The sequence below is a fragment of the Acinetobacter pseudolwoffii genome (assembly GCF_002803605.1).
GTDB lineage: Bacteria > Pseudomonadota > Gammaproteobacteria > Pseudomonadales > Moraxellaceae > Acinetobacter > Acinetobacter pseudolwoffii.
Window position 1 is genome coordinate 43,378 of record NZ_PHRG01000004.1, and the last position, 20,910, is coordinate 64,287.

The following is a 20,910-nucleotide window of genomic DNA, read 5'->3' on the forward strand; positions in this document are numbered from 1 at the left end:
TAAATCCTGATTCATATTAGAATAAATCTTGATCAGCCTTAGATCAGGCACCCATTATGAAACCATCTATCTCTGTGATTGCGCTGGCTGTTCAGGACATAGAGCAATCATTGCAATTTTATTGTGAGGGTTTAGGCTTTAAAAGCGACGGAATTATGGGGCAGGAATTTGAATATGGTGCGGTGGCGTTTATTCAACTGCAATCCGGTCTTAAGCTTGCCTTATGGCCGCAGCGCAGCCTTCAGCAAGATACCGGTCTTGAATTGAGTCCGATCTGCCCAACCCAAATGGCGCTGGGACATAATGTCTATAGTCCATTAGAGGTTGACCAGATCATGGTACTGGCTGAACGTGCGGGCGCTAAAATTATCAAAGCTGCACACACCACCTTTTATGGCGGATATGCTGGTTATTTTCAGGATCCCAATGGTCATCTCTGGGAAATTGTCTGGAATCCGGACTTAAATAAAGATTAAACTGGCGCTTCAGGTTCACGGGTATGCCGGTCTACCACCACACTGATCATCATATCGCCCTGCACATTCACCACGGTACGTACCGTATCCAGTAAACGGTCGATCGGCAATAAAATCGCAATCGCCTCGGCAGGCAATCCCACAGATTGCAACACCATAATCATGGTGACCATGCCAGCGCTTGGAATCCCAGGTGCGCCTAAGGATGCAATCATTGCCGTGGCACAGACCACCAGCTGTTGCCCTAAACTCAGATCCAGCCCCATTAAATTGGCAATAAACAAGGCGGCGGCTGCCTCATAAAGAGCTGTGCCATCCATATTCAGCTGTGTTCCCAGTGGAATCACAAAACCTGCCGTATGCGGACGTACGCCCAGATTTTCCTGCGCACATTTCATTGACAGTGGCATGGTGGCCGAACTGGAACTGGTGGCAAATGCGGTAATTAAAGCAGCGCGTGTGCCTTTAAAGAACGTGATCGGATCCATCTTGCCAAAAATCCACAGCAATAAAGGCAATACCACGATGCCATGGAAAATGGTGGTTCCAGTGACCACGGCCGCAAATTCAGCCAGACGACTGAGTACCGAAATATCCTCAGTCGCGATCAGCTTGGCCAATAAAGCAAAAATACCGAAAGGTGCCAGTTTCATCACCCAGCCAATCATCAACATCATGATTTCAAAAAACTGGTGACTCAACTTGCGCACGGTACGGAATTTATCTCCGCCTGCGACCAGTGCCACACCGACAAACAAGGCAAAGACCACCACCGCCAGGACATTGCCATCTGAAAATGCCTTAAACGGATTGATCAGGGTATTTTGGATAAAATTGGTAAAGAAAGAAGATGGCGTTAAGGTGTCCGGAGTCTGATGCTGCGCCATGGCATCCTGGAACATCAGTACATCGACACCCTTGCCGACATCAAACAGATGTGCACAGGCCAGACCTAAAATGAGTGCCAAAGTCGTTGTGGTCACACAGCACATCAGGGTGATTTTCCAGGTGCGATTCAGTTGTCCGCCTGCCTGTAGATTAGATACCCCGACCACAATCGACGTAAAAATTAGCGGAACCAACAGCATTTTTAATAAGCCGATAAAAACACTGCTGACGATGCCGATGCCGTATAAACTGACATCAAAAAATGAGGTCTGCGGAAATATTGTGAGTAAAAATCCAAACAGCACCCCCAATACGGCGGCAATTAAAATTTGCGTATTTAAGCTCATCTTTTCATGCATTTTAATATAGATCTTAAGCGGCACTATGCCATGCCGATTCTACAGAATCGAGTAATATTTTATAAACGCGTGCCTAGAACAAGATCTCAAATAATGATTGTTCTGCGGATTAAAAACAAAAAAACCGAATCTGGGATTCGGCTTTTTGAGCAAAAATATAAAAATTATTGGGTTTCGATTTCACGTAAGCGGATCAGCCCTTCCTGCGTGGTACTACAGACCAGTTCGCCATTCTGCCACATCCGTCCAAAATTCAGACCACGCGAACTGGCACTCTGGGTGGCATCCATGTCATATAGCATCCATTCATCGGCACGAAATGGCTTATGGAAGTACATGGCATGGTCAATACTGGCACATTGCAGGCTTGGCGAAATATAGCTCAGACCATGTGGACGCAGTGCCGTGGTCATCAAGGTAAAGTCTGAATAGAAAGCGGCAATGGCCTGATGCAAAGAAATCTGATCCACTTCTGCAGCAATTCGGTCATGGGTGCGGATATAGTGCGCATAAGACGGCGCTTCCGGTTGCGGCTGAAACGGATTTTGCGGATTGATCGGGCGAATCTCGACATGACGATCACGGGTGAAGGACGCACGGACATTTTCCGGAATAAACTCAATCATTTGTTTGATCAGTTCTGCTTCATTTTTCAGGCTTTCTGCTGGCGGATATTCCGGCTCTGAAATCTGGTAATTGAGACCTTCTTCCTGATGCGCAAAAGACACCATACACATAAAAATAGTGCGACCATGCTGAATCGCACGTACTTGACGGCTGACAAAGCTCTTGCCGTCACGGATACGATCCACTTCATAAATAATCGGTGCATTGACATCTCCACCAAACAGAAAATAGGCATGTAACGAGTGTGCCGGACGGTCTGTGGTATAAGACGCAGCGCGGAGTGCCTGCCCTAAAACCTGCCCACCAAACACGCGCTTGCCCACCAGATTACGGCTGATTCCCCGAAAAATGTTTTCTTCTAACTTTTCCAAGCTGAGCAGCTCGACCAGTTCCTGTGTTAAGGCATTCATAAGCAACCTACGTAATATTGGAGATATCCCAAAAATGGAAAAACAGATCTAAATAATTAATCTGGAATATTCTGCCACAAAATCAGACCGAAACTCTAAAGATTGCATGACTGTTCTGTCATACTGATGTCATAAGTGACTAGGAAAAGCATCTGCTTTCACGCTAAAATTAGCGCACTTCTGTTGAAGTTGTTAAAAAAAGATATATGGTTTCGCTTTGGAAACCCGCAAAAATAAATCCCCTCAGAAGTCCTGTGGTTTTGGTCAGTAAAATTAGGAGCAGCTATGTCCAAGAATGGCTTTGGTCAAATGTATCGCAAGCTTTCAAGTAAGCTACTTGATCTTGTGGTTACCCCTCATGTTCTTGGGGAAGTACCAAGTGAAGTGACAGCACCTGAACCTGATCAGACCGCGGCAGAATCGCGAAAGCTGGTCTGTTACGTTTTACAGAACCATTCGCGTAGTAATGCACTGGTGGTCGATGCAGAAACCCGCCGTTTAAAGTTGCCAGCTGCGCTCGATCCAATGCAACTGGGCAATAGTAAGGAAAAAGCTTCGCTGCTGTTTTTACAGCATCATGATGAAAATAACCTGCTCAGCTCACCGCCGCATGCGTTTCCGCCGCGCCTGTTACGCCTGATTGAAATCCTGGAACAACATCCTGAGCTGGATATCGAACTGGTACCAGTCACGGTGCTTTGGGGACGTGAACCTGAAAAAGAAGATTCCTGGTTCAAACTGCTATTTACCGATACCTGGTCTACGCCAAGCCGGGTCAAGCAACTGGTCAATATCGGTCTGCATGGCCGTCAGTCTTATTTAGAGTTTCACGAACCCCAGTCTTTACGTGCCATGATTGAGCATGCCAAAGAAACGCATCCAAATTCAGCGCCAGCAACTTATATTGTCAGCACTTTAAATGATTATCTGGATGGTCAGCGCGAAGTGATTCTCGGGCCCGACCTGTCCGATCGCCGTAATGTCATGCACAGTCTCATCAAATCGCCAGATGTACAGGCTGCGATTCGCAATGACAGTATTCGTAGCAAAATCTCGATGCTGGAATCTGAACGTCGTGCCATCGGTTATCTGAACGAAATTGTTTCCGATTATTCTCATTCGACTGTACGTTTTGCCGATAAAGCCCTGACCCGTTTATGGACACAGCTCTATGACGGCGTGGAAGTGCATAATTTCAGTACCGTGCGTGAACTGGCCAAAGATTATGAGATTGTCTATACCCCATGTCACCGCAGTCACATCGACTATTTGTTATTGTCTTATGTGATCTATCGTCGTGGCTTGATGGTGCCGTATATCGCTGCGGGCGATAACCTGAACATGCCTTTTGTCGGGCAGATTTTACGTGGTGGCGGTGCCTTCTTTATCCGCCGTACTTTCCGTGGCAATGCGCTCTATACCACAGTCTTTAAAGAATATTTATATAGCGTTCTGTCACGCAATACCCCACTGGAATACTTTATCGAAGGTGGTCGTTCACGTACTGGTCGTTTGCTACCACCTAAAACTGGGATGCTGGCGATGACCGTGCATGGTCATTTACGCGGCAAGGCCAAACCAATTGTCTTTGTACCGACCTATATCGGTTATGAACGCCTGATGGAAGGCGGCACTTATGTCGGTGAGATGAGCGGCAAGCCGAAAGAAGCCGAATCTATTTTTGGTATTGTCAAAACCCTGCGCAAAATTGAACGCATTTTCGGTAAAGTGCATCTGAATTTTGGTGAGCCGGTATTTCTGGATGACATCCTGAAACAGCATGGCGCAGAAAATATTAAAATTGAAAAGAACGATGATCCAATTCCACAAGCAGTTTCTGATGCAGTAAACAGCTCTGCGCAAGCGATTCTGGAAAATATCAACCGTGCAGTGGTGATCAATCCGGTATCGCTATTATCGTTGATCCTGCTGGCGACACCGAAACATACGCTGGATGAAGAAATCTGTATCAAGCAGCTGGATACTTATCGTACCCTGCTGGCGGCATTACCTTATGATGAGCGGATGGAAGTTACCCCGCTTTCAGGCAAAGAAATTATTGCCTATGCGATGAAGCTAAAACTGATCAAACGGGTAAAACATGTGCTGGGCGATATCATTGCCATTGAAGATAATCAGGCAGTTTTGCTGACTTATTTCCGCAACAATATCGTGCACTCCTTTGTGCTTCCGTCATTGATTGCAGCACTGGCTGAACACAATGGAACGATTCGCCGTGATGATGTCGTCAACATCAGCAGCACCCTGTATCCATTCCTAAAAGCAGAGCTGTTTTTAAAATGGCGTGAAGATGAGATTCAGGATCAAGTCAATGCGCATATTGATAACTTGATTTCTGCCAAACTGATCACGCAAGATGGTGAAAATCTGCTTGCTCCGGCACCCAATACTGAAGTCCATCATCAGCTCGAAGTTCTGGCTGCACCAGTGACTCAAAGTCTGGAACGTTATTACATGACTTTGGCACTGATTACCCAGCGTGGTTCAGGCAATATTTCGACCCGTCAGGTTGAAGAATTGAGCTATCTGGTTGGTCAGCGTTTATCAGTTCTATACGAATTCAATTCGCCTGAATTCTTCGACAAAGCCCTGTTTCAGAGCTTTATTAAAGTCTTAACCCAAAAAGGTTATCTGTGTACCAATGACGACAATGCCATTGTTTTTGATGAACAGCTGACCAACGTGGCGCAATATGCAGATCTGGTACTGGATGAAGTGAAATTACAGATGCTGCATCACATCACCGCCTTTACCGATGAAGAACTCAAAGAAGCACTTGATGCAGTTGCGGCTGAACAAGCCAAGAAACGTGCCAAGCGCAAAAAGAAGTAAAGCTTTTATTCTCTCTCCTTTCAGGAGATGGGAAGCACTGCTTCATAAGGGGGATGAGGGGGAATTTAATCCTCCCCTAACCCCTCCTTTTCCAAAGGAGGGGAATTTTCTTTAATTTAAAAAAGGATGAAGATAGCTCTTCTGTAAGGGAGAAGTTCCAAATTTATTCAAATTTATTCATCAACCCCAAATAATCCTCAAAACAATCTGTATGCTTTAATTCAAATCCTGTTTTTTGCATCCGAGTTGCATAGAGCTTTTTACCGGTGACCTGCTTGTTCTCAACTTCGAGTAAAGGCAGCCCCATCTGCTGCTGAAACCATTGCAAGACTTTATGTAAAAGCTGTGGCTGGTTATTGCTCACAATATAAGAAGACTCAGGATGTTCCACGTGAATCATCTGTGACAAGAAATGTGATAAATCTTCGATATGAATCCGGTTTGACCAGTGCAGATTTGGATAGCTGGTCATAGATACTGCCATTTTTTGTAAGCGCTCTACCGATGTTCCATAAATTCCACTTGGGCGAATGATTGTACATTGCTCAGGATAAGCCGCTAAATAGGCCTGCTCCATCCGATACAGGATTTTTCCTTGCACATCGTTGGGCTGTAGAGGCGTTTCATCATTGATATTTTCTCCAGCATTTTGCCCATAGACCCGTGTCGATGACACCACCACAATCCGCTGCACTGGATGCTGTTTCAAGGCAGTCACAATCGGCTGAACTGAATCCAGATAGGTGTACTGATAGCCTTCAACCGTACTTTGTTTTGGACTAAGCAATACATAGACCCAATCAATCGGTGTGACTGTCGTTAAATTCGGTTTATGCACATCTTGAATCAGATGAGTTGCAAAGGAATCTGTTTTGGGACTTGAGCTAATTGTGCTAATTTGATGACCTTGCTCAAATAGTTGTTTAGCAACACGCCGGGATGTTTTACCATAACCGATAAATAGAATATGCATTGAGCACCGAATCACGAATCTGGTTGAGGGGACATGGCTGCAGTCCATCAGTTACAAGGCGTTGGCAATGCCGCCGCTGCATTACTTGAAAAATTAAATATCTTCAATACTGATGATTTGCTTTTTCATCTACCACGTGACTATGAAGACCGTAGCACGATCATTCCCATGAATCAATTGAGCGTGGGGCGTAGCTATTTGCTCGAAGGTATCGTCAAAGGCGTGGATTTCCCGCCGGGTAAACGCAAGTCCATGGCTGTATTACTGGATGATGACTGCGGTAAAGTCACTTTGCGTTTTTATCATATTTATAAAGGCATCACCGATCGCTGCAAGCTCGGTCACCGTTTAAGAATTTTTGGTGAAGTCCGGGTCGGTGCGCGCGGTCTGGAAATGTATCATCCCGAGCTGCAAGTCATTACTGAAGATACCCCGCTACCGCAAACCCAACTTACCGCGATTTATCCTGCCACTGAAGGTCTGACCCAGCCAAAAATACGCGATTATATTCAACAGGCTTTGGCTCAGTATAGCGATCATCTGCCTGAACTGCTGCCAGCAAAATTTAGCAATGGTTATGCGTTAAAACAAGCACTGGAATATATCCATCATCCGCCAGTCAATGCCAATATGTTACAACTGGCACAAGGCTCGCATCCCGCACAGCAACGCCTGATCTTTGAAGAACTGGTGGCGCATCAGATCAGTTTATTGACCCGGCGTGCCTTTATTCAGCAGGTTGAAGCTCCTTCATTTGCACCGAGTAAAACCTATGCCAAACAGCTTCTGGCCAGTCTGGCTTTTGAAATGACCGGTGCACAAAAACGTGTATCCAAAGAAATCGCACAAGATTTAAAAGCCAATAAACCGATGTTACGTCTGGTACAAGGCGATGTCGGTGCCGGCAAAACATTGGTGGCCGGTGTCGCAGCCTGTCATGCCCTGGAAGAAAGCTGGCAAGTGGCGTTGATGGCACCTACCGAAATTCTGGCCGAGCAGCATTATCTCAACTTTAAACGCTGGTTTGAGCCACTAGGTCTTAATATCGCTTGGCTGTCCGGCAAGCAAAAAGGCAAAGCCCGCGCCGCAGCGGAACAGGTCATTCGGGACGGGAGCGCCCATCTGGTGATTGGCACCCACGCCCTGTTTCAGGAGAATGTCGAGTTTGCCAAACTCGGTCTGGTGATTATTGATGAGCAACACCGCTTTGGAGTCGATCAACGTCTTGCACTCAGAAATAAAGGCCTGGATGGCATGTCCCCGCATCAGCTGGTGATGACCGCAACCCCGATTCCCCGCACCTTGGCCATGTCGGCTTATGGTGATCTGGATACCTCGGTGATTGACGAGCTGCCACCGGGTCGTACCCCGATTCAAACGGTGACCATTCCACTGGATCGGCGTGAACAAGTTCTGCAACGTATTGCGACGAATTGCGCTGAAGGCAAACAGGCCTATTGGGTCTGTACCTTGGTGGAGCAATCCGAAACTTTAGATGCTCAGGCCGCGGAAGCCACTTTTGCCGAAATTCGGGAACGCTTTCCTGCGCTGAATATCGGTCTGGTACATGGCAAAATGAAAGCCGATGAAAAACAGGCGGTGATGCAGCAATTCAAAAACAATGAATTACAGCTACTCATTGCCACTACCGTAATTGAGGTCGGGGTCGATGTACCCAACGCTTCCATTATGGTGATTGAAAATGCCGAACGTTTAGGCCTGTCACAGCTACATCAGCTACGTGGTCGGGTTGGCCGTGGTGCCAAAGCCAGTTTCTGCGCCCTGCTATACAAGCATCCGCTGTCGCAAAACGGTCAGGAACGCTTAAGAATCATGCGTGAAACCAATGATGGTTTTATGATTGCCGAGAAAGATCTGGAATTGCGTGGGCCAGGTGAATTACTGGGGACTAAACAAACCGGCGATATGAATTTCCGCGTGGCCAAACTTGAACGCGATGATCACCTGCTCAATCAGGCACATTATGTGGCGCAGCAAATTTTAAAAGATTATCCAGATCAGGCTGAGGCGTTATTACAACGCTGGCTACCGGAAGCACCGCGTTATGCCTATGTTTAAATTACTGGCACAGGGAATCTCCAAGCTGAATACGCTTCAGCCCTGCCAGTTGTGTCAGACTGATTATCAGAGCATTTATTCAGTCTGTCAGGATTGCTGGCAGCAGTTGCCGTGGATACATCAAACCATTCAGCGTCAAGAAATGCAGTTTCAGATTGCCTGCGATTATGCCTACCCAATGGATCGGTTGATTCAGCTGTTTAAATATGAACAGAAGCTGCATTTGCAAAATTTACTGGCCGGTACGCTGTTGAGTTTAGAATTACCCAAAGTCAGTGCAATAGTCCCGATGCCGATCTCGACTGAACGCCTGGCCGAACGCGGTTATAATCAATCTCTGGTACTGGCCAAGCATGTGGCGAAAAAATTGAATGTTCCCATCTGGCAACCTGTTAGCCGGCTGAAACAGCATTCACAAAAAGGCTTAAGCCGTCTGGAAAGAATCGAAGATATCCAGTCGCAGTTTCAGATCAGTACACCGTCTAATATTCGTTACCGACGCGTGCTAATCATTGATGATGTAGTGACGACTGGCAGTTCGATTCTAGCGCTCACTCGAAAACTTGAAGAGCTAGGCTGTCAGAAAATTTATGCAGCCTGTCTGGCAGGCGCGCAAATCTAAAATTTAAGCTTGGGCGAGCAAATGTGACTTCACCCACGGAATCACAATTTCAGTCGTTAAGGGCGCCAGCAAGACCTCTTTTTCATCCAGATCAACCCATTTCATTTCAGCGATTTCTGCTTCAATTTTAGGTGCTTGATCGAGCCTTACCCAATAGACATAACTCACCAGTTGATGATCAGGTTCATTGGCAGTCTGGGTTTCAAAACGGCCAATGAATTGCTGAATCTGGGCTTGTGTGCCAATTTCTTCCTGAATTTCACGCAACATGGTGGCTTCCGGGGTTTCATTTGGCTCCAGCTTGCCACCGACCTGCATAAAGCAGGATGTTCCTTGCTTGCGAACCACCAGCAGTTGCTGCGCTTCATTTAAAATAATGGCTGCAGCCACCGTAATCACTTTCATTTATTTTCTACAATTGCGTATTCTGGATAACTTATTTTACAAGGTCGGTCTGATCAACCATACCCCATTTGGCTTCAGGCGGCTGATAACTTTCGAATTGGCGCAAAATATCGTCCAGATCATCACTGATAATCAAAGCCTCAGTGAAACGTGATTTAGTAAAACCCTTCTCCGTGGTCATACGGATGAATTTAATCAGGTCATCATAAAAACCATCGGTATTGAGAAAAGCACAAGGCTTCTGATGAATCCCCAATTGTGCCCAGGTCCATTGTTCAGAAATCTCTTCCAGTGTTCCTGCACCACCGGGAATGGCAATAAATCCCTGAGCCAGTTCCGACATCCGGGTTTTACGCTCATGCATATTATCCACCACATACAGCTCGGTAATATGTGGATGTGCCAGCTCACGATTGACCAGCTGTCTTGGAATTACGCCAATCACCTTACCGCCCGCCGCCAAGGCACTATCAGCCACAATACCCATTAAGCCAGAACGACCTCCTCCATAAACCAGCGTTTGCTGTCGTGCCGCCAGAGTCTGACCGACTTTTTCGGCAACCTGCGTATAAAGAGGATCCGAGCCAAGCGCTGAACCACAAAAAATTGCGATAGAATTCATCATTTCATCCTCTAATTGACGCCATATTGTACGAAATCGCGGCAAGCACGCTTTTTACCAAAATAACTGCTTAATATCAGTGTTTTTATTCAATTCCTTGTCTAAAATACACCCATTCCAATTCACATACTGCGCCCGGGAGAAAAGACAGCATGCTTGAAGCCTTTTACGCCACAGAGCGCGGTAGCTTAGAAGATATCACGATTAATGGTGATTTCGACCTGCATCCAGATTTAGTCTGGCTTGATCTGATTGCGCCTTCACAGGAAGAGCAGCAATGGATTCTAGATGCCTACGAGCAAAACTTACCGACCTTAAAATCGCTGGAAGATATTTCCTCGAGTGCCCGATTTTACCGTGATGATGACGGTATTTTGCATATCAGCACCTATTTTTTAACCAAGAATAAAAACTATCAAGTCGAAAACGAACACGAAGATGAATCCAGCATGCTGGCAACAGTACAAACTGTTGCATTCATTCTGCACAAGGATCGTCTGTTTACTTTGCGTGGTGAAAAACTGGTGGCTTTTCGCGCCTTTCGTGCCCGCGCGCGCCGCAATGATTATGAAATCGATTATAAAGATCCGACCTGGATTTTATTGGGCTTACTCGAAGCCAAGCTGGATGAGCTGGCCGATATTCTGGAAGATGTGCATAAAGATTTAGAGAAATATTCAACTGAAGTGTTGAATAACCGCCATCGTGAACAGATTCTGGATCTGGATGACATGATTACCCGCTTGGCGCAACTTGAAGATATGTTGGGTAAAGCGCAACTGTGTCTAATCGATTTACGCCGCGTCCTGACCTTCCTGTCGCGTCCACGCGCCTTGGGCAGTCATATTTATGATGCGGATATTCGAGAACTGAGTGAAGATGTGCGCTCGCTGGTCGAGCATGATGCTTTCTTGTTCCAGAAAGTACGTTTCCTGCTCGATACCACGTCCGGATTCATTAACACTGAGCAGAACGATACCATTCGTCGATTCTCGATTCTGCCGAGTATGCTTGCGCCACCAATGCTGATTGCCAGTATTTACGGTATGAACACCGAAGTGCTGCCCTTTGCACAAGGCACCATGAGTTTCATCATGGTCAGTATTATTTTAATTGGCTTCCTGATTGGCCCATTGATTTACTTTAGATGGAAGAAGTGGATCTAGAATCCCTCCTAACCTCCCTTTTGAAAAGGGAGAGATGTTTCCTGTCAGGGAAAGGTTTTTTTATTAGATATCCCTTTCTAAGTCTCACTTGCTCTTTAATTAAAGTGAAGCGCAAGAAATGCCTGTATTTAATTCATATTTATTTAATCCCTCTTCAACTTCTCTTTAAAAAGTGAAGAAAATGGTTAGGGAGGATTTTTACACCCCTCTCTCTAACTCTCTCCCTGAGGCAGAGAGGACGTGCAATCCATATTTAGATCTATTTGATTTTAATGATTTCTTAAAATTTGATCACAATAAAAAAGCACCTTTCGGTGCTTTTCTTTTACTGGACGATGTTTAAATCATCCTGCAAATGGCTGGCCTGAATGATATTCATCATTTTAGCAGGAACAGCTTTAAACTGTAGCCCTTGAGCCTGAGGAGTCTGGCGCAGCCAGCGCACCAACACTGCCAAAGCCAAAGTACTGCCACTTTCAAGCTCAGCCAGATTAACCACAAGTGGAAACTTGCTTTGTGACTGAACCACACGCAGACCATTTAAGTAATAGTCCTGTGCATTGTCATAGTCAATCTTGCCTGAAACCTGTAGTTCCTGATCATTGAATGTAATCACGACTCACCTGTTTGATTATTTCTTGTCGATTGCAGCTTCTGCATCCGGTTTAAAGTTGGCAATTGCTTTATCAATATTACCGCCATTACGTTTTACTGTCGCAGCAAACTGGTTACGGAATTGCAAACCTAGATCGATACCCGATACGTTGATGTTGCGGATTTTCCATTGTGAGCCTTTGTCCACCAGCTGAAACGCTACCGGAATTTTCTCGCCTTTATTATTAAAGTCGATGGTTACAACAGGGTTTTTGCTGTTGCTGGCCTTGTATGGACGCACGCTATAGGTCTGATTACTAAACTTGGAAAATGCAGAACCATAATTTTCAATGAGCGTTTCACGGAAATTCTTTTCAAACTGCGCGCGCTGTGCAGCAGTACTATACTGGTTCGTCGCATAAGTCCCCATCACAATACGCGTGAAAGACTGTGAATCAATGTATGGATCCAAATTCTGGCGGACAATCGCTTTGACCAGCGCCGGATTGTTCTGCAATTTTGCATTATCGGCTTTGAGGCGCTCAATCAAACCATCTGCCACTTTTTTAATAAAAGCAGGTGGTGCTTCAGACGGTGCAGCAAACACTGTACCAGCAACCATTGTGGAAAGAATGCCTGCTGCAAGCGTTTGTTTTACTAAAGTCTTCACTGAAATCTCCTCAATCTATTATTCAACAAATGCAGGTTCTGCATCAGTCGATTCTGAAACTGTCGCCTGTTCTGGGGCAGTTTCTTGACTATCCGACGATTTACCGGCACCGCCAGTAATGAACTTCGTCACTAAATCTTCAATTTCCATGGTGCCTTGGGTATTGGCAATCTGATCACCGCGTTTCAAATAGTTCAGACCACCACCTGGAATAATTTTCAGGTATTTTTCACCCAACAACCCATTGGTCGCTACCATAATATAAGCATCTTCATCAATATTGGTGATGGAGTTCATGTTATCTAACAGTTGTTTTTCCATGTCTTTTTGTTGCGCAGGTGCAGCCGCAGTATAGTCCGAACTATAACGTAACTCTTCCAGTGCTTCCTGCTGAACTTGTTTCAATTGTTCAGTATTAAAAGAGGTCAATGAGCCATCCAGGGTCATATGCACGGTTGCCAGACGCGTTACAGGATCTAAGGTAATGTCATCGACCTGTCCTACTTTCACGCCACTTAAAGCGACTTTGGCACGTGGCTTGATGCCATTTACATTTTCAAACGTTGCCGTCATTTTATAGCTGTCGGAAATATTGCTTCCCACCAGTCCACTGACACGCATCGCCAAAAAGAACAGGGCAATCCCGAACAAAATAACAAAAACACCAACGGCCAGCTCACTAGTACGTGATTTCATTAAACACCTCCGAACATGACCGCAGTCAACACAAAATCAAAGCCTAAAACGCACAGTGAAGAATATACGACTGTACGGGTTGTAGAAGTTGCAATACCTTCCGATGTTGGTACACAGGCATAGCCTTGATATACCGCAATCCAGGTACACATTAATGCGAATACAAAACTTTTAATAATAGTGCCATTCAAGACATCTTTATAGAATTGCACGCTGCTTTCCATGCCGCTCCAATAAGCGCCTTCATCAGCCCCCAAAAAGTCTACACCGACCATTTTGCCGCCCATAATTCCGACTGCGGCAAAGATCACCGAAAGCATGGGCAAGCTGAAAATCCCCGCCCAGAGACGTGGCGAAATCACCCGCTTTAAGGGATCCACCCCGATCATTTCCATACTGGACAATTGTTCAGTGGCTTTCATCAGACCAATTTCTGCGGTCAAAGCCGAACCGGCACGTCCTGCAAACAGCAAAGCCGCGACCACAGGTGCCAGTTCACGGAGCAAGGTCAGCGCAACTGCTGTGCCAAGCATGGATTCACTGCCAAAAGTCGACAGAATACTGAACATCTGCAAGCCAAGTACAGCACCAATAAACAGGCCAGAAACCACAATAATCAGCAGGGACAATACCCCGACCCGATACATCTGATAAATAAATAGTCTTACCCCCAACCAGGTCGGCATGGAAAATAAGATCTGCAACAGCATCAGGGTTGCGACCCCAATCCCCTGTACACGTTCAATAACGCGTCTACCTAATGCGGCAATTGCATTCATGAACGTACCTCATCACTTAAATAAGCCCGATGACTAAACTGATAATCGACTGGACCTTCCACCGAACCCGTCAGGAATTGCTGCACAAAAGTTGAAGGATGCACTTTTAGCTCTGCCGGTGTTCCTTCGCCCTGGATCTTGCCTTCTGCCACGATATAAATGTAATCAGCAATGGATAAGGTTTCTGTCACATCATGCGAGACAATAATCGTGGTCAGATCCAGTGCTTCACGCAGAGAGCGGATTAAACGAGTCAACACCCCCATCACAATCGGATCTTGTCCGGCAAAGGGTTCATCGTACATGATCAGTTCAGGGTCCAGCGCAATCGCCCGGGCTAAAGCCACACGTCGGTTCATACCACCAGACAGTTCCGATGGCATCATTTGCTCTGCACCGCGCAAGCCGACGGATTCCAGTTTCAATGCCACGATTTCCTTAATTAGATGTTCTGGCAGTTTGGTATGGGCCCGAATTGGAAACGCGACATTTTCATACACGCTCATATCGGTAAACAAAGCACCACTCTGAAATAGCATACCCATCCGTGCACGTGCTGAAAAAAGTTCGGAACGTGACATCGAGGCAATATCTTTGCCATCCAATAAGACCTGCCCATGCTCAGGCGTCAGCTGCCCACCGATCAATCTTAATAAGGTAGTTTTACCAGTTCCGGATGGCCCCATAATGGCGGTAATCTGCCCACGACGAATATTTAAACTCACGTCGTCATAAATCACGCGCTCGCCTCGTTTGAAGCTCAAATTCTTGACTTCAATCAAAGACTGAGTATCTCGCGCTGTTTGATTTTTCATAGCTGAGTTTATTCCTACATTTTTTCAGCATGCATACTATAAAGGAACGAAGTTCAAAATGTTAGCAGTTGAAAAAGGTGGGTGAATATCATAAAAAGATGACAATAATTGATTATTTCGTGTTTTTTATAATAAAAATATGTACTTAGGCTTAAAATGACTAGATTGATTAATTAAAAACACTGTATAAATAATAGATAATATTACATAAAATCAAAGTCAATGCGATATATGGCATATGCACCTCCATCAATTGAGATCGAGCAGCTAAACTTTTCATATTAATAATTATCATAACCCTGACAAAATATGAATTAGTAGACATTTTACGTTAAAAAGCAAAAAACTCAATGCATAAAAAAACCGGTATTTCTACCGGTTTTTTTATCTTCATCTAGCGACTCTATTAGTCGTTAAATTTACGACGTGGACGATCTTCACCACCGAACGAACGTTCACCACGTGGTTTGTCATCAAAGTTGCGACGTACTGGACGATCACCGAAATCACGTTTTGGACGATCATCACCGAATGAACGCGCTGGACGATCACCGAAACCACCTTCACGACGTGGAGCAGGACGATCACCAAAATCACGTTTTGGACGATCACCATAACCGCCTTCACGAGCTGGCTTGTAATCTACACGGTTGCCACGGTTGTCATCATTAGAGCGAGGACGGTCACCAAAACCACCTTCACGACGCGGAGCTGGACGATCACCGAAGTCACGCTTTGGACGGTCATCAAACGAACGTTGTGGACGGTCGCCAAAACCACCTTCACGACGCGGCGCTGGACGGTCACCGAAGTCACGCTTTGGACGGTCATCAAACGAACGTTGTGGACGGTCGCCAAAACCACCTTCACGACGTGGCGCTGGACGATCACCGAAGTCACGACGTGGACGATCTTCGCCAAATGCCGGACGTTCGCCACGTGGTTTGTCATCGAAGCTACGACGTGGACGATCATCACCGCCTTCACGACGTTTGAAGTTGCTTTCGCCTTCAAAACGACGACCGCCACCGAAACCACCACGACCGCCATCACGACGACCGCCGTCACGGCCACGACCACGACCAGCGCCATCACGGCTACCACGTGCAGGAGGTGGAGATGGCTCAAGACCTTCAATTTCAGATACATTTAGACGCGCATCAAGGAAGTCTTCTAAAGCACGGATCTTGCCACGCTCACGGTAAGTTGCAAGTGTAATGGCTTTACCAGTACGACCGGCACGACCTGTACGACCAATACGGTGTACATAGTCTTCGTTCTTCATTGGAAGACCGAAGTTAATTACGTGTGAAATGGTTGGTACGTCAAGACCACGAGCAGCAACGTCAGTTGCAACAAGGATTTTTGCACGACCTTCACGGATGCTGCGTAAACGACGGTTACGTACAGTTTGTGGCATAGCACCATGCAGCGCTACAACTGATAGGCCTGCTTCAGCAAGTTCTTCAGCCAGCATATCTGTGTCTTCTTGAGTTGACGCAAATACAACTGCTTGATCAACGTCTTCTTCGTTCAACCAGTGAGTAAGAAGTTTTTTCTTGTGCTCGAAACCGTCAGTCCAATGCAAAGTCTGAGTAATGTCAGTATTTGTAGAGTGACCAGTTTCAATCGAAATACGCAGTGGATCATTCATCATGCGTTCTGCAAGTGTAATGATACGTGGTGCAAACGTCGCAGAGAACATTAGAGTTTGTTTACGGTTTGCAGCCAACTCACCAATTGCTTCTAAGTCTTCAGAGAAACCGAGGTCAAGCATACGGTCAGCTTCATCGACGATTAACGCATCAACTTTATCAAGTTTGATTTGACGGCGATTCACCAAGTCAAGTAGACGACCTGGAGTTGCAACAACAACTTGCGCGCCTTTTAACTGTTGAATTTGCTTACCGAAAGGCATACCGCCCATGATTGCAGCAATACGAACACCTTTCATGTGACGTACAAATGCAATTGCGTCTTGACATACCTGTTGTGCCAATTCACGAGTCGGTGAAATCACCAGAATATTCGGTTGAGTAACCGCTTTCATACGGTCTTTAAATGGTACTAATGTATCTTGGCTTGCCAACGCATTTAGGGTAGGAAGCAAGAAAGCAGCAGTTTTACCAGAACCTGTTTGGCTTGACACAAGAAGGTCTTTACCTTCAAGTGCAGCTGGAATCGCTTGTTCTTGTACAGGAGTTGGAGTAGTAAAGCCTAAAGCATCGAGAGCCTGGGTTAGAGATTCGTCGAGGGAAAAATCAGCAAAAGTTTTGCTCATAGAGAGTATTCACCCTGAAGTGGGTGCTCCATTTAATAAATAACAATTATGGACATCGGCAAAAAGCGGCACAGCAAATAATGCTGAAAATATTAGGATTCAGCAGCGATCCGAGTAACGACGATGTGGATATAACGCACGCATGATTACGGCCGCAAACCTGAAGGAATCGCTTAAGCGATTGGGGCGCGAAGGATATGTCCTCTCTATGGACAGCACGCGCATACAATGATTAGAAGATAGTGTTCAGGTAAAGAACAGAAATTAAGTGCGTGGCAAAATTATAGCAGAATAATCAACAATGTCATTAAGTTTTAAAACTAATTTGCTCTGTTTATAATTTATATATTAATTTCATGCACTTAAATATCAATAAAAAATGTAACAACCGGTATAAAAAGGCAGTTTTCGCCAATTCACTTGATATTTCCAATATTCATATCATGTGAGAAATATACTTTACCTCCCTTCTTAACTACTTTACTGCTCTAAAAAAGGCATCCCGAAGGATGCCTTTTCTGAAAATTAGATATATTTCATCTAAACCCGATTATTTTGCTGCTTCACCCCAAGCAGGAACAACTGCTTGCATTAAAGGTTTAAGCATTTTCATTGAACAAGCCAAAACTTGACCATTTTCCATAGAGTCGCTACCACCACGTGCATCAACTACAGTACCGCCTGCTTCTTTTACGATCAATTCGCCCGCTGCGATATCCCAAGGTTTTAAACCAAGTTCGAAGTAAGCATCAAAACGGCCTGCAGCAACATAGGCTAAATCCAATGCCGCAGAACCTGAACGACGATATTGCGCGCCAGCTTCAGTCACGTTTAACAAACTTTGAAAATGGTTCTTGGCATAAGATACAACTTCGCCATTACGTTTAGCACGGTAAGCGTGTCCAACAGCCATAAAGGTATTTTCCAGACTGTCTTTGACATTCACACGAATACGACGCTGGTTCATCATGGCACCACGACCACGACTGGCAGAGAATAGCTCATCTTTCACCGGGTCATAAATCACCCCGTGTTGAGTAATGCCTTTGTGCTGAACTGCGATAGAGATACAGAAATGCGGGAAACCGTTAATGAAGTTTAAAGTACCATCCAGTGGATCGATCACCCAACACCAATCGGCATCGTGACCATTACCTTCCTGATAGCCAAACTCTTCACCAAGGAAACTGTGATTTTTATAGCTTTTACGTAGGGTATCGATGGTCAACTGCTCCAAATAACGATCTACACGCGTTACTGGACCATCAATTCCTTTTTCTTCGACTTGTAGATCGAGTTTATGACGATTCTGATGCGCTTTTAAAAGCTCTTGACCAACTAACTGAGCCGCACGCGCAGCCATCACCACCATAGGTTCCATTGAACACCCACTACAAATTTAAAGAAACTGATAAAGAATAATGCATAAAAGCCCCGATATCTTAGCAAATATCAGGGCTTTTTTGGAGAAAATGTGTCTAAAATTTTTAAGAACTTATGACAAAACGCTTTGCCTCAAGGCTGACCAGGCTTGATTCATTGATTTTTCAATACCTTGCGCATCTAATCCGGCCTGATGCAACATTTGTGCATGCGTGGCCTGAGCCATGAACGTGTCGTCTAAACCAAGATTCAGCAGCGGTTTCACAATCTGTGCTTCTGCCAGATATTCATTCACAGCACTACCCGCACCGCCCATCACGGCATGTTCTTCTACTGTCACAAACAGACTGGTGCTTGATGCCAGATCATCCAGCATTTGCGTATCAAGAGGTTTGATAAAACGCATGTTCACAACACGCACACCAATCTCATGTTTCACTGCAAAGGCTTCAGCGGCGTCGACTGCGGCCTGTACCCGACTGCCAAAAGCCAGAATAGAAATATATTCGTCACACTGCGCATTAAAGCTGGCGACAATTTCCGCCTGACCGATTGGAATTTCAAACATCTTTTGCTGGATATCCACCCCTAAGCCATTACCACGTGGATAACGCACAGCTGCCGGCCCAGGATATAAATACGCAGTATGCAGCATTTGACGACATTCATTTTCGTCTTTTGGTGCCATGATTACGATATTCGGAATGGTCCGCATATAGGCATAGTCATAGGCACCGGCATGGGTCGGACCATCTTCACCGACCAGACCAGCACGATCAATACCGAAGGTCACATCCAGATTTTGTAAGGCCACATCGTGTACCAGCTGGTCATAACCACGTTGCAGGAAGGTCGAATAAATTGCCACGACCGGCTTTAAGCCTTCACAGGCCATGCCCGCAGCCAGCGTCACGGCATGCTGCTCTGCAATCGCGACATCGAAAAAACGTTCCGGATATTCTTTGGCAAACTGCACCATACCTGAGCCTTCGCACATGGCCGGTGTAATCGCGAGCAAGCGCGAGTCCTGTGCTGCTTCATCGCAGAGCCACTGTCCAAATACATCCGAATATTTCGGTGCAGTCTTGGCAGCGGTAATGGCATTAAGCTTGCTAATCGCGTGATATTTGATTTGATCCGATTCGGCCGGCGCAAAGCCCTTGCCCTTTTTAGTATAGATATGAATCAGACGTGGGCCTGTACGCTTTTTCAGCGCTTTAAATACATGCACCAGTTGTTTGACATCATGACCGTCATAAGGGCCGAAATAGTCAAAGCCGATGGCTTTAAACAGGTTATCTGCGGCATCAGTCGCGGCACAGTGCAAGCGTGAGTTATACAGCCACTCCGGATGCGGCTGTACGTAAGCTTCACCTTCCTCGGTAATATTAACGAATTCACCGCGCTCCCAGATCGCCGCCAGATGCTTGGCAAAACCGCCAGTACTGCAAGAAATCGACATGTCATTGTCGTTCAGCACCACCATCAGATCGGCATTGTGCGCAACGGCATCGTTCAAGGCTTCAAAGGCCATACCCGCCGTCATGGCGCCATCGCCAATAATCGATACCACTTCACATGGCTTGTTCTGGTAGCGACGTGCCAAGGCCATGCCCAGACCAGCAGAAATTGCCGTCGAAGAATGCCCTACCCCAAAGGTATCAAATTCAGATTCTTCACGTGCTGGAAAGGCTGCCAGACCATCTTTGGCTCGGATAGTAGTGAGCTGTTCACGACGGCCGGTCAGTGCCTTATGCGGATAGGCCTGATGCCCCACATCCCAGATCAGACGGTCATGTGGAGTATTGAAGCAATAGTGCAGAGCCACCGTAAGTTCAATAACACCGAGGTTGGCACCAAAATGTCCACCACTTTGCCCGGCAGCATACAAAATGAATTGACGTAACTCATCTGCCACTTGTACTAGCTGGCTTTGCTCGAGTAAACGTAGTTGCTCAGGATGATTGATCGTATCCAGCAACGGTGTTACAGGGCGTTGAGTAGGGATTTCTGTATACAGCATATTATGGCAAAGCCTTCTAAAGCCTGGCAAATCTAAAGCTAGGTCAATGGGGAGTACCCGATCATATAGCTGAATTGTAGCAGCTTCAATTCAGCTACGCTTCTAGCGATGCAATATTAAACAATGATCTCATCGGGGTGAAAAAATCGCAGGCTACGATTATCCTGAATAATCTTACTATTTATCAAC

At 45.8% G+C, this 20,910-nt stretch carries 18 protein-coding genes; 5 read left to right on the plus strand and 13 right to left on the minus strand.

Features of this window, described 5'->3' with window-relative positions; genetic code table 11:
* Window positions 1–56: 56 nt before the first annotated feature.
* Window positions 57–476: a VOC family protein gene (locus tag CWI32_RS09390; RefSeq protein WP_100535183.1), complete on the plus strand. Its 420-nt coding sequence runs from the start codon at window positions 57–59 to the stop codon at window positions 474–476.
* Here CWI32_RS09390 and CWI32_RS09395 read toward each other — a convergent pair.
* Both CWI32_RS09395 and CWI32_RS09400 read right to left on the minus strand, forming a co-directional pair.
* On the minus strand, window positions 473–1,711 hold the full coding sequence (locus CWI32_RS09395; protein WP_034608350.1) for a dicarboxylate/amino acid:cation symporter: 1,239 nt from the start codon (window positions 1,709–1,711) through the stop codon (window positions 473–475). The two genes, CWI32_RS09390 and CWI32_RS09395, sit on opposite strands and share 4 nt — an antisense overlap.
* Window positions 1,712–1,887: 176 nt before the next feature.
* Entirely contained in the window at window positions 1,888–2,760 is an 873-nt protein-coding gene (locus CWI32_RS09400; RefSeq protein WP_005094170.1) for an acyl-CoA thioesterase, read from the minus strand.
* Window positions 2,761–3,045: 285 nt separating this feature from the next.
* On the opposite strand from CWI32_RS09400, the gene plsB reads away from it, so the two are divergent.
* On the plus strand, window positions 3,046–5,613 hold the full coding sequence (plsB, locus tag CWI32_RS09405; RefSeq protein ID WP_100535184.1) for a glycerol-3-phosphate 1-O-acyltransferase PlsB: 2,568 nt from the start codon (window positions 3,046–3,048) through the stop codon (window positions 5,611–5,613).
* 163 nt (window positions 5,614–5,776) lie between these two features.
* Here the strand turns inward: plsB and CWI32_RS09410 are convergent, their stop codons facing one another.
* Window positions 5,777–6,586 (minus strand): NAD-dependent epimerase/dehydratase family protein, encoded by an 810-nt coding sequence (locus tag CWI32_RS09410; protein WP_100535185.1) that lies wholly within the window; start codon window positions 6,584–6,586, stop codon window positions 5,777–5,779.
* 33 nt (window positions 6,587–6,619) lie between these two features.
* On the opposite strand from CWI32_RS09410, the gene recG reads away from it, so the two are divergent.
* The gene (gene recG, locus CWI32_RS09415) at window positions 6,620–8,665 is read left to right on the plus strand and encodes an ATP-dependent DNA helicase RecG (protein WP_100357824.1); all 2,046 of its coding nucleotides are present in this window, start codon (window positions 6,620–6,622) and stop codon (window positions 8,663–8,665) included.
* The gene (locus CWI32_RS09420; protein WP_074383589.1) at window positions 8,652–9,287 is read left to right on the plus strand and encodes a ComF family protein; all 636 of its coding nucleotides are present in this window, start codon (window positions 8,652–8,654) and stop codon (window positions 9,285–9,287) included. Before recG ends, CWI32_RS09420 begins: the two co-directional genes overlap by 14 nt.
* Before the next feature lie 3 nt (window positions 9,288–9,290).
* On the opposite strand, the gene CWI32_RS09425 is transcribed toward CWI32_RS09420, so the two are convergent.
* On the minus strand, window positions 9,291–9,692 hold the full coding sequence (locus tag CWI32_RS09425; RefSeq protein WP_005094183.1) for an NUDIX hydrolase: 402 nt from the start codon (window positions 9,690–9,692) through the stop codon (window positions 9,291–9,293).
* Between the two features lie 31 nt (window positions 9,693–9,723).
* Window positions 9,724–10,314, minus strand: a complete 591-nt coding sequence (locus tag CWI32_RS09430) for an LOG family protein (RefSeq protein WP_005094184.1) — start codon at window positions 10,312–10,314, stop codon at window positions 9,724–9,726.
* Window positions 10,315–10,466: 152 nt separating this feature from the next.
* Here CWI32_RS09430 and CWI32_RS09435 point away from each other — a divergent pair, with 152 nt between their 5' ends.
* A complete protein-coding gene (locus tag CWI32_RS09435; protein WP_005168743.1) occupies window positions 10,467–11,480 on the plus strand; it encodes a CorA family divalent cation transporter in 1,014 nt (337 codons plus the stop codon).
* Window positions 11,481–11,805: 325 nt separating this feature from the next.
* On the opposite strand, the gene CWI32_RS09440 is transcribed toward CWI32_RS09435, so the two are convergent.
* The 8 genes from CWI32_RS09440 to dxs form a co-directional block, all read right to left on the minus strand.
* Window positions 11,806–12,096: an STAS domain-containing protein gene (locus CWI32_RS09440; protein WP_100535186.1), complete on the minus strand. Its 291-nt coding sequence runs from the start codon at window positions 12,094–12,096 to the stop codon at window positions 11,806–11,808.
* 15 nt (window positions 12,097–12,111) lie between these two features.
* Entirely contained in the window at window positions 12,112–12,744 is a 633-nt protein-coding gene (locus tag CWI32_RS09445) for an MlaC/ttg2D family ABC transporter substrate-binding protein (RefSeq protein WP_100535187.1), read from the minus strand.
* Between the two features lie 18 nt (window positions 12,745–12,762).
* Window positions 12,763–13,440, minus strand: a complete 678-nt coding sequence (gene mlaD / locus CWI32_RS09450; protein ID WP_100535188.1) for an outer membrane lipid asymmetry maintenance protein MlaD — start codon at window positions 13,438–13,440, stop codon at window positions 12,763–12,765.
* Window positions 13,440–14,219 (minus strand): lipid asymmetry maintenance ABC transporter permease subunit MlaE, encoded by a 780-nt coding sequence (mlaE, locus tag CWI32_RS09455; RefSeq protein ID WP_005094189.1) that lies wholly within the window; start codon window positions 14,217–14,219, stop codon window positions 13,440–13,442. The genes mlaD and mlaE overlap by 1 nt, the downstream gene beginning before the upstream one ends.
* The gene (locus tag CWI32_RS09460; protein WP_005094190.1) at window positions 14,216–15,034 is read right to left on the minus strand and encodes an ABC transporter ATP-binding protein; all 819 of its coding nucleotides are present in this window, start codon (window positions 15,032–15,034) and stop codon (window positions 14,216–14,218) included. Before CWI32_RS09460 ends, mlaE begins: the two co-directional genes overlap by 4 nt.
* Before the next feature lie 406 nt (window positions 15,035–15,440).
* Complete coding sequence (locus CWI32_RS09465; protein ID WP_074383591.1) at window positions 15,441–17,315, minus strand: DEAD/DEAH box helicase; 1,875 nt, start codon at window positions 17,313–17,315, stop codon at window positions 15,441–15,443.
* 550 nt (window positions 17,316–17,865) lie between these two features.
* Window positions 17,866–18,696 (minus strand): inositol monophosphatase family protein, encoded by an 831-nt coding sequence (locus tag CWI32_RS09470; RefSeq protein ID WP_034608351.1) that lies wholly within the window; start codon window positions 18,694–18,696, stop codon window positions 17,866–17,868.
* A 114-nt stretch (window positions 18,697–18,810) separates the two neighbouring features.
* Complete coding sequence (dxs, locus tag CWI32_RS09475; protein WP_100535189.1) at window positions 18,811–20,721, minus strand: 1-deoxy-D-xylulose-5-phosphate synthase; 1,911 nt, start codon at window positions 20,719–20,721, stop codon at window positions 18,811–18,813.
* Window positions 20,722–20,910 lie beyond the last annotated feature (189 nt).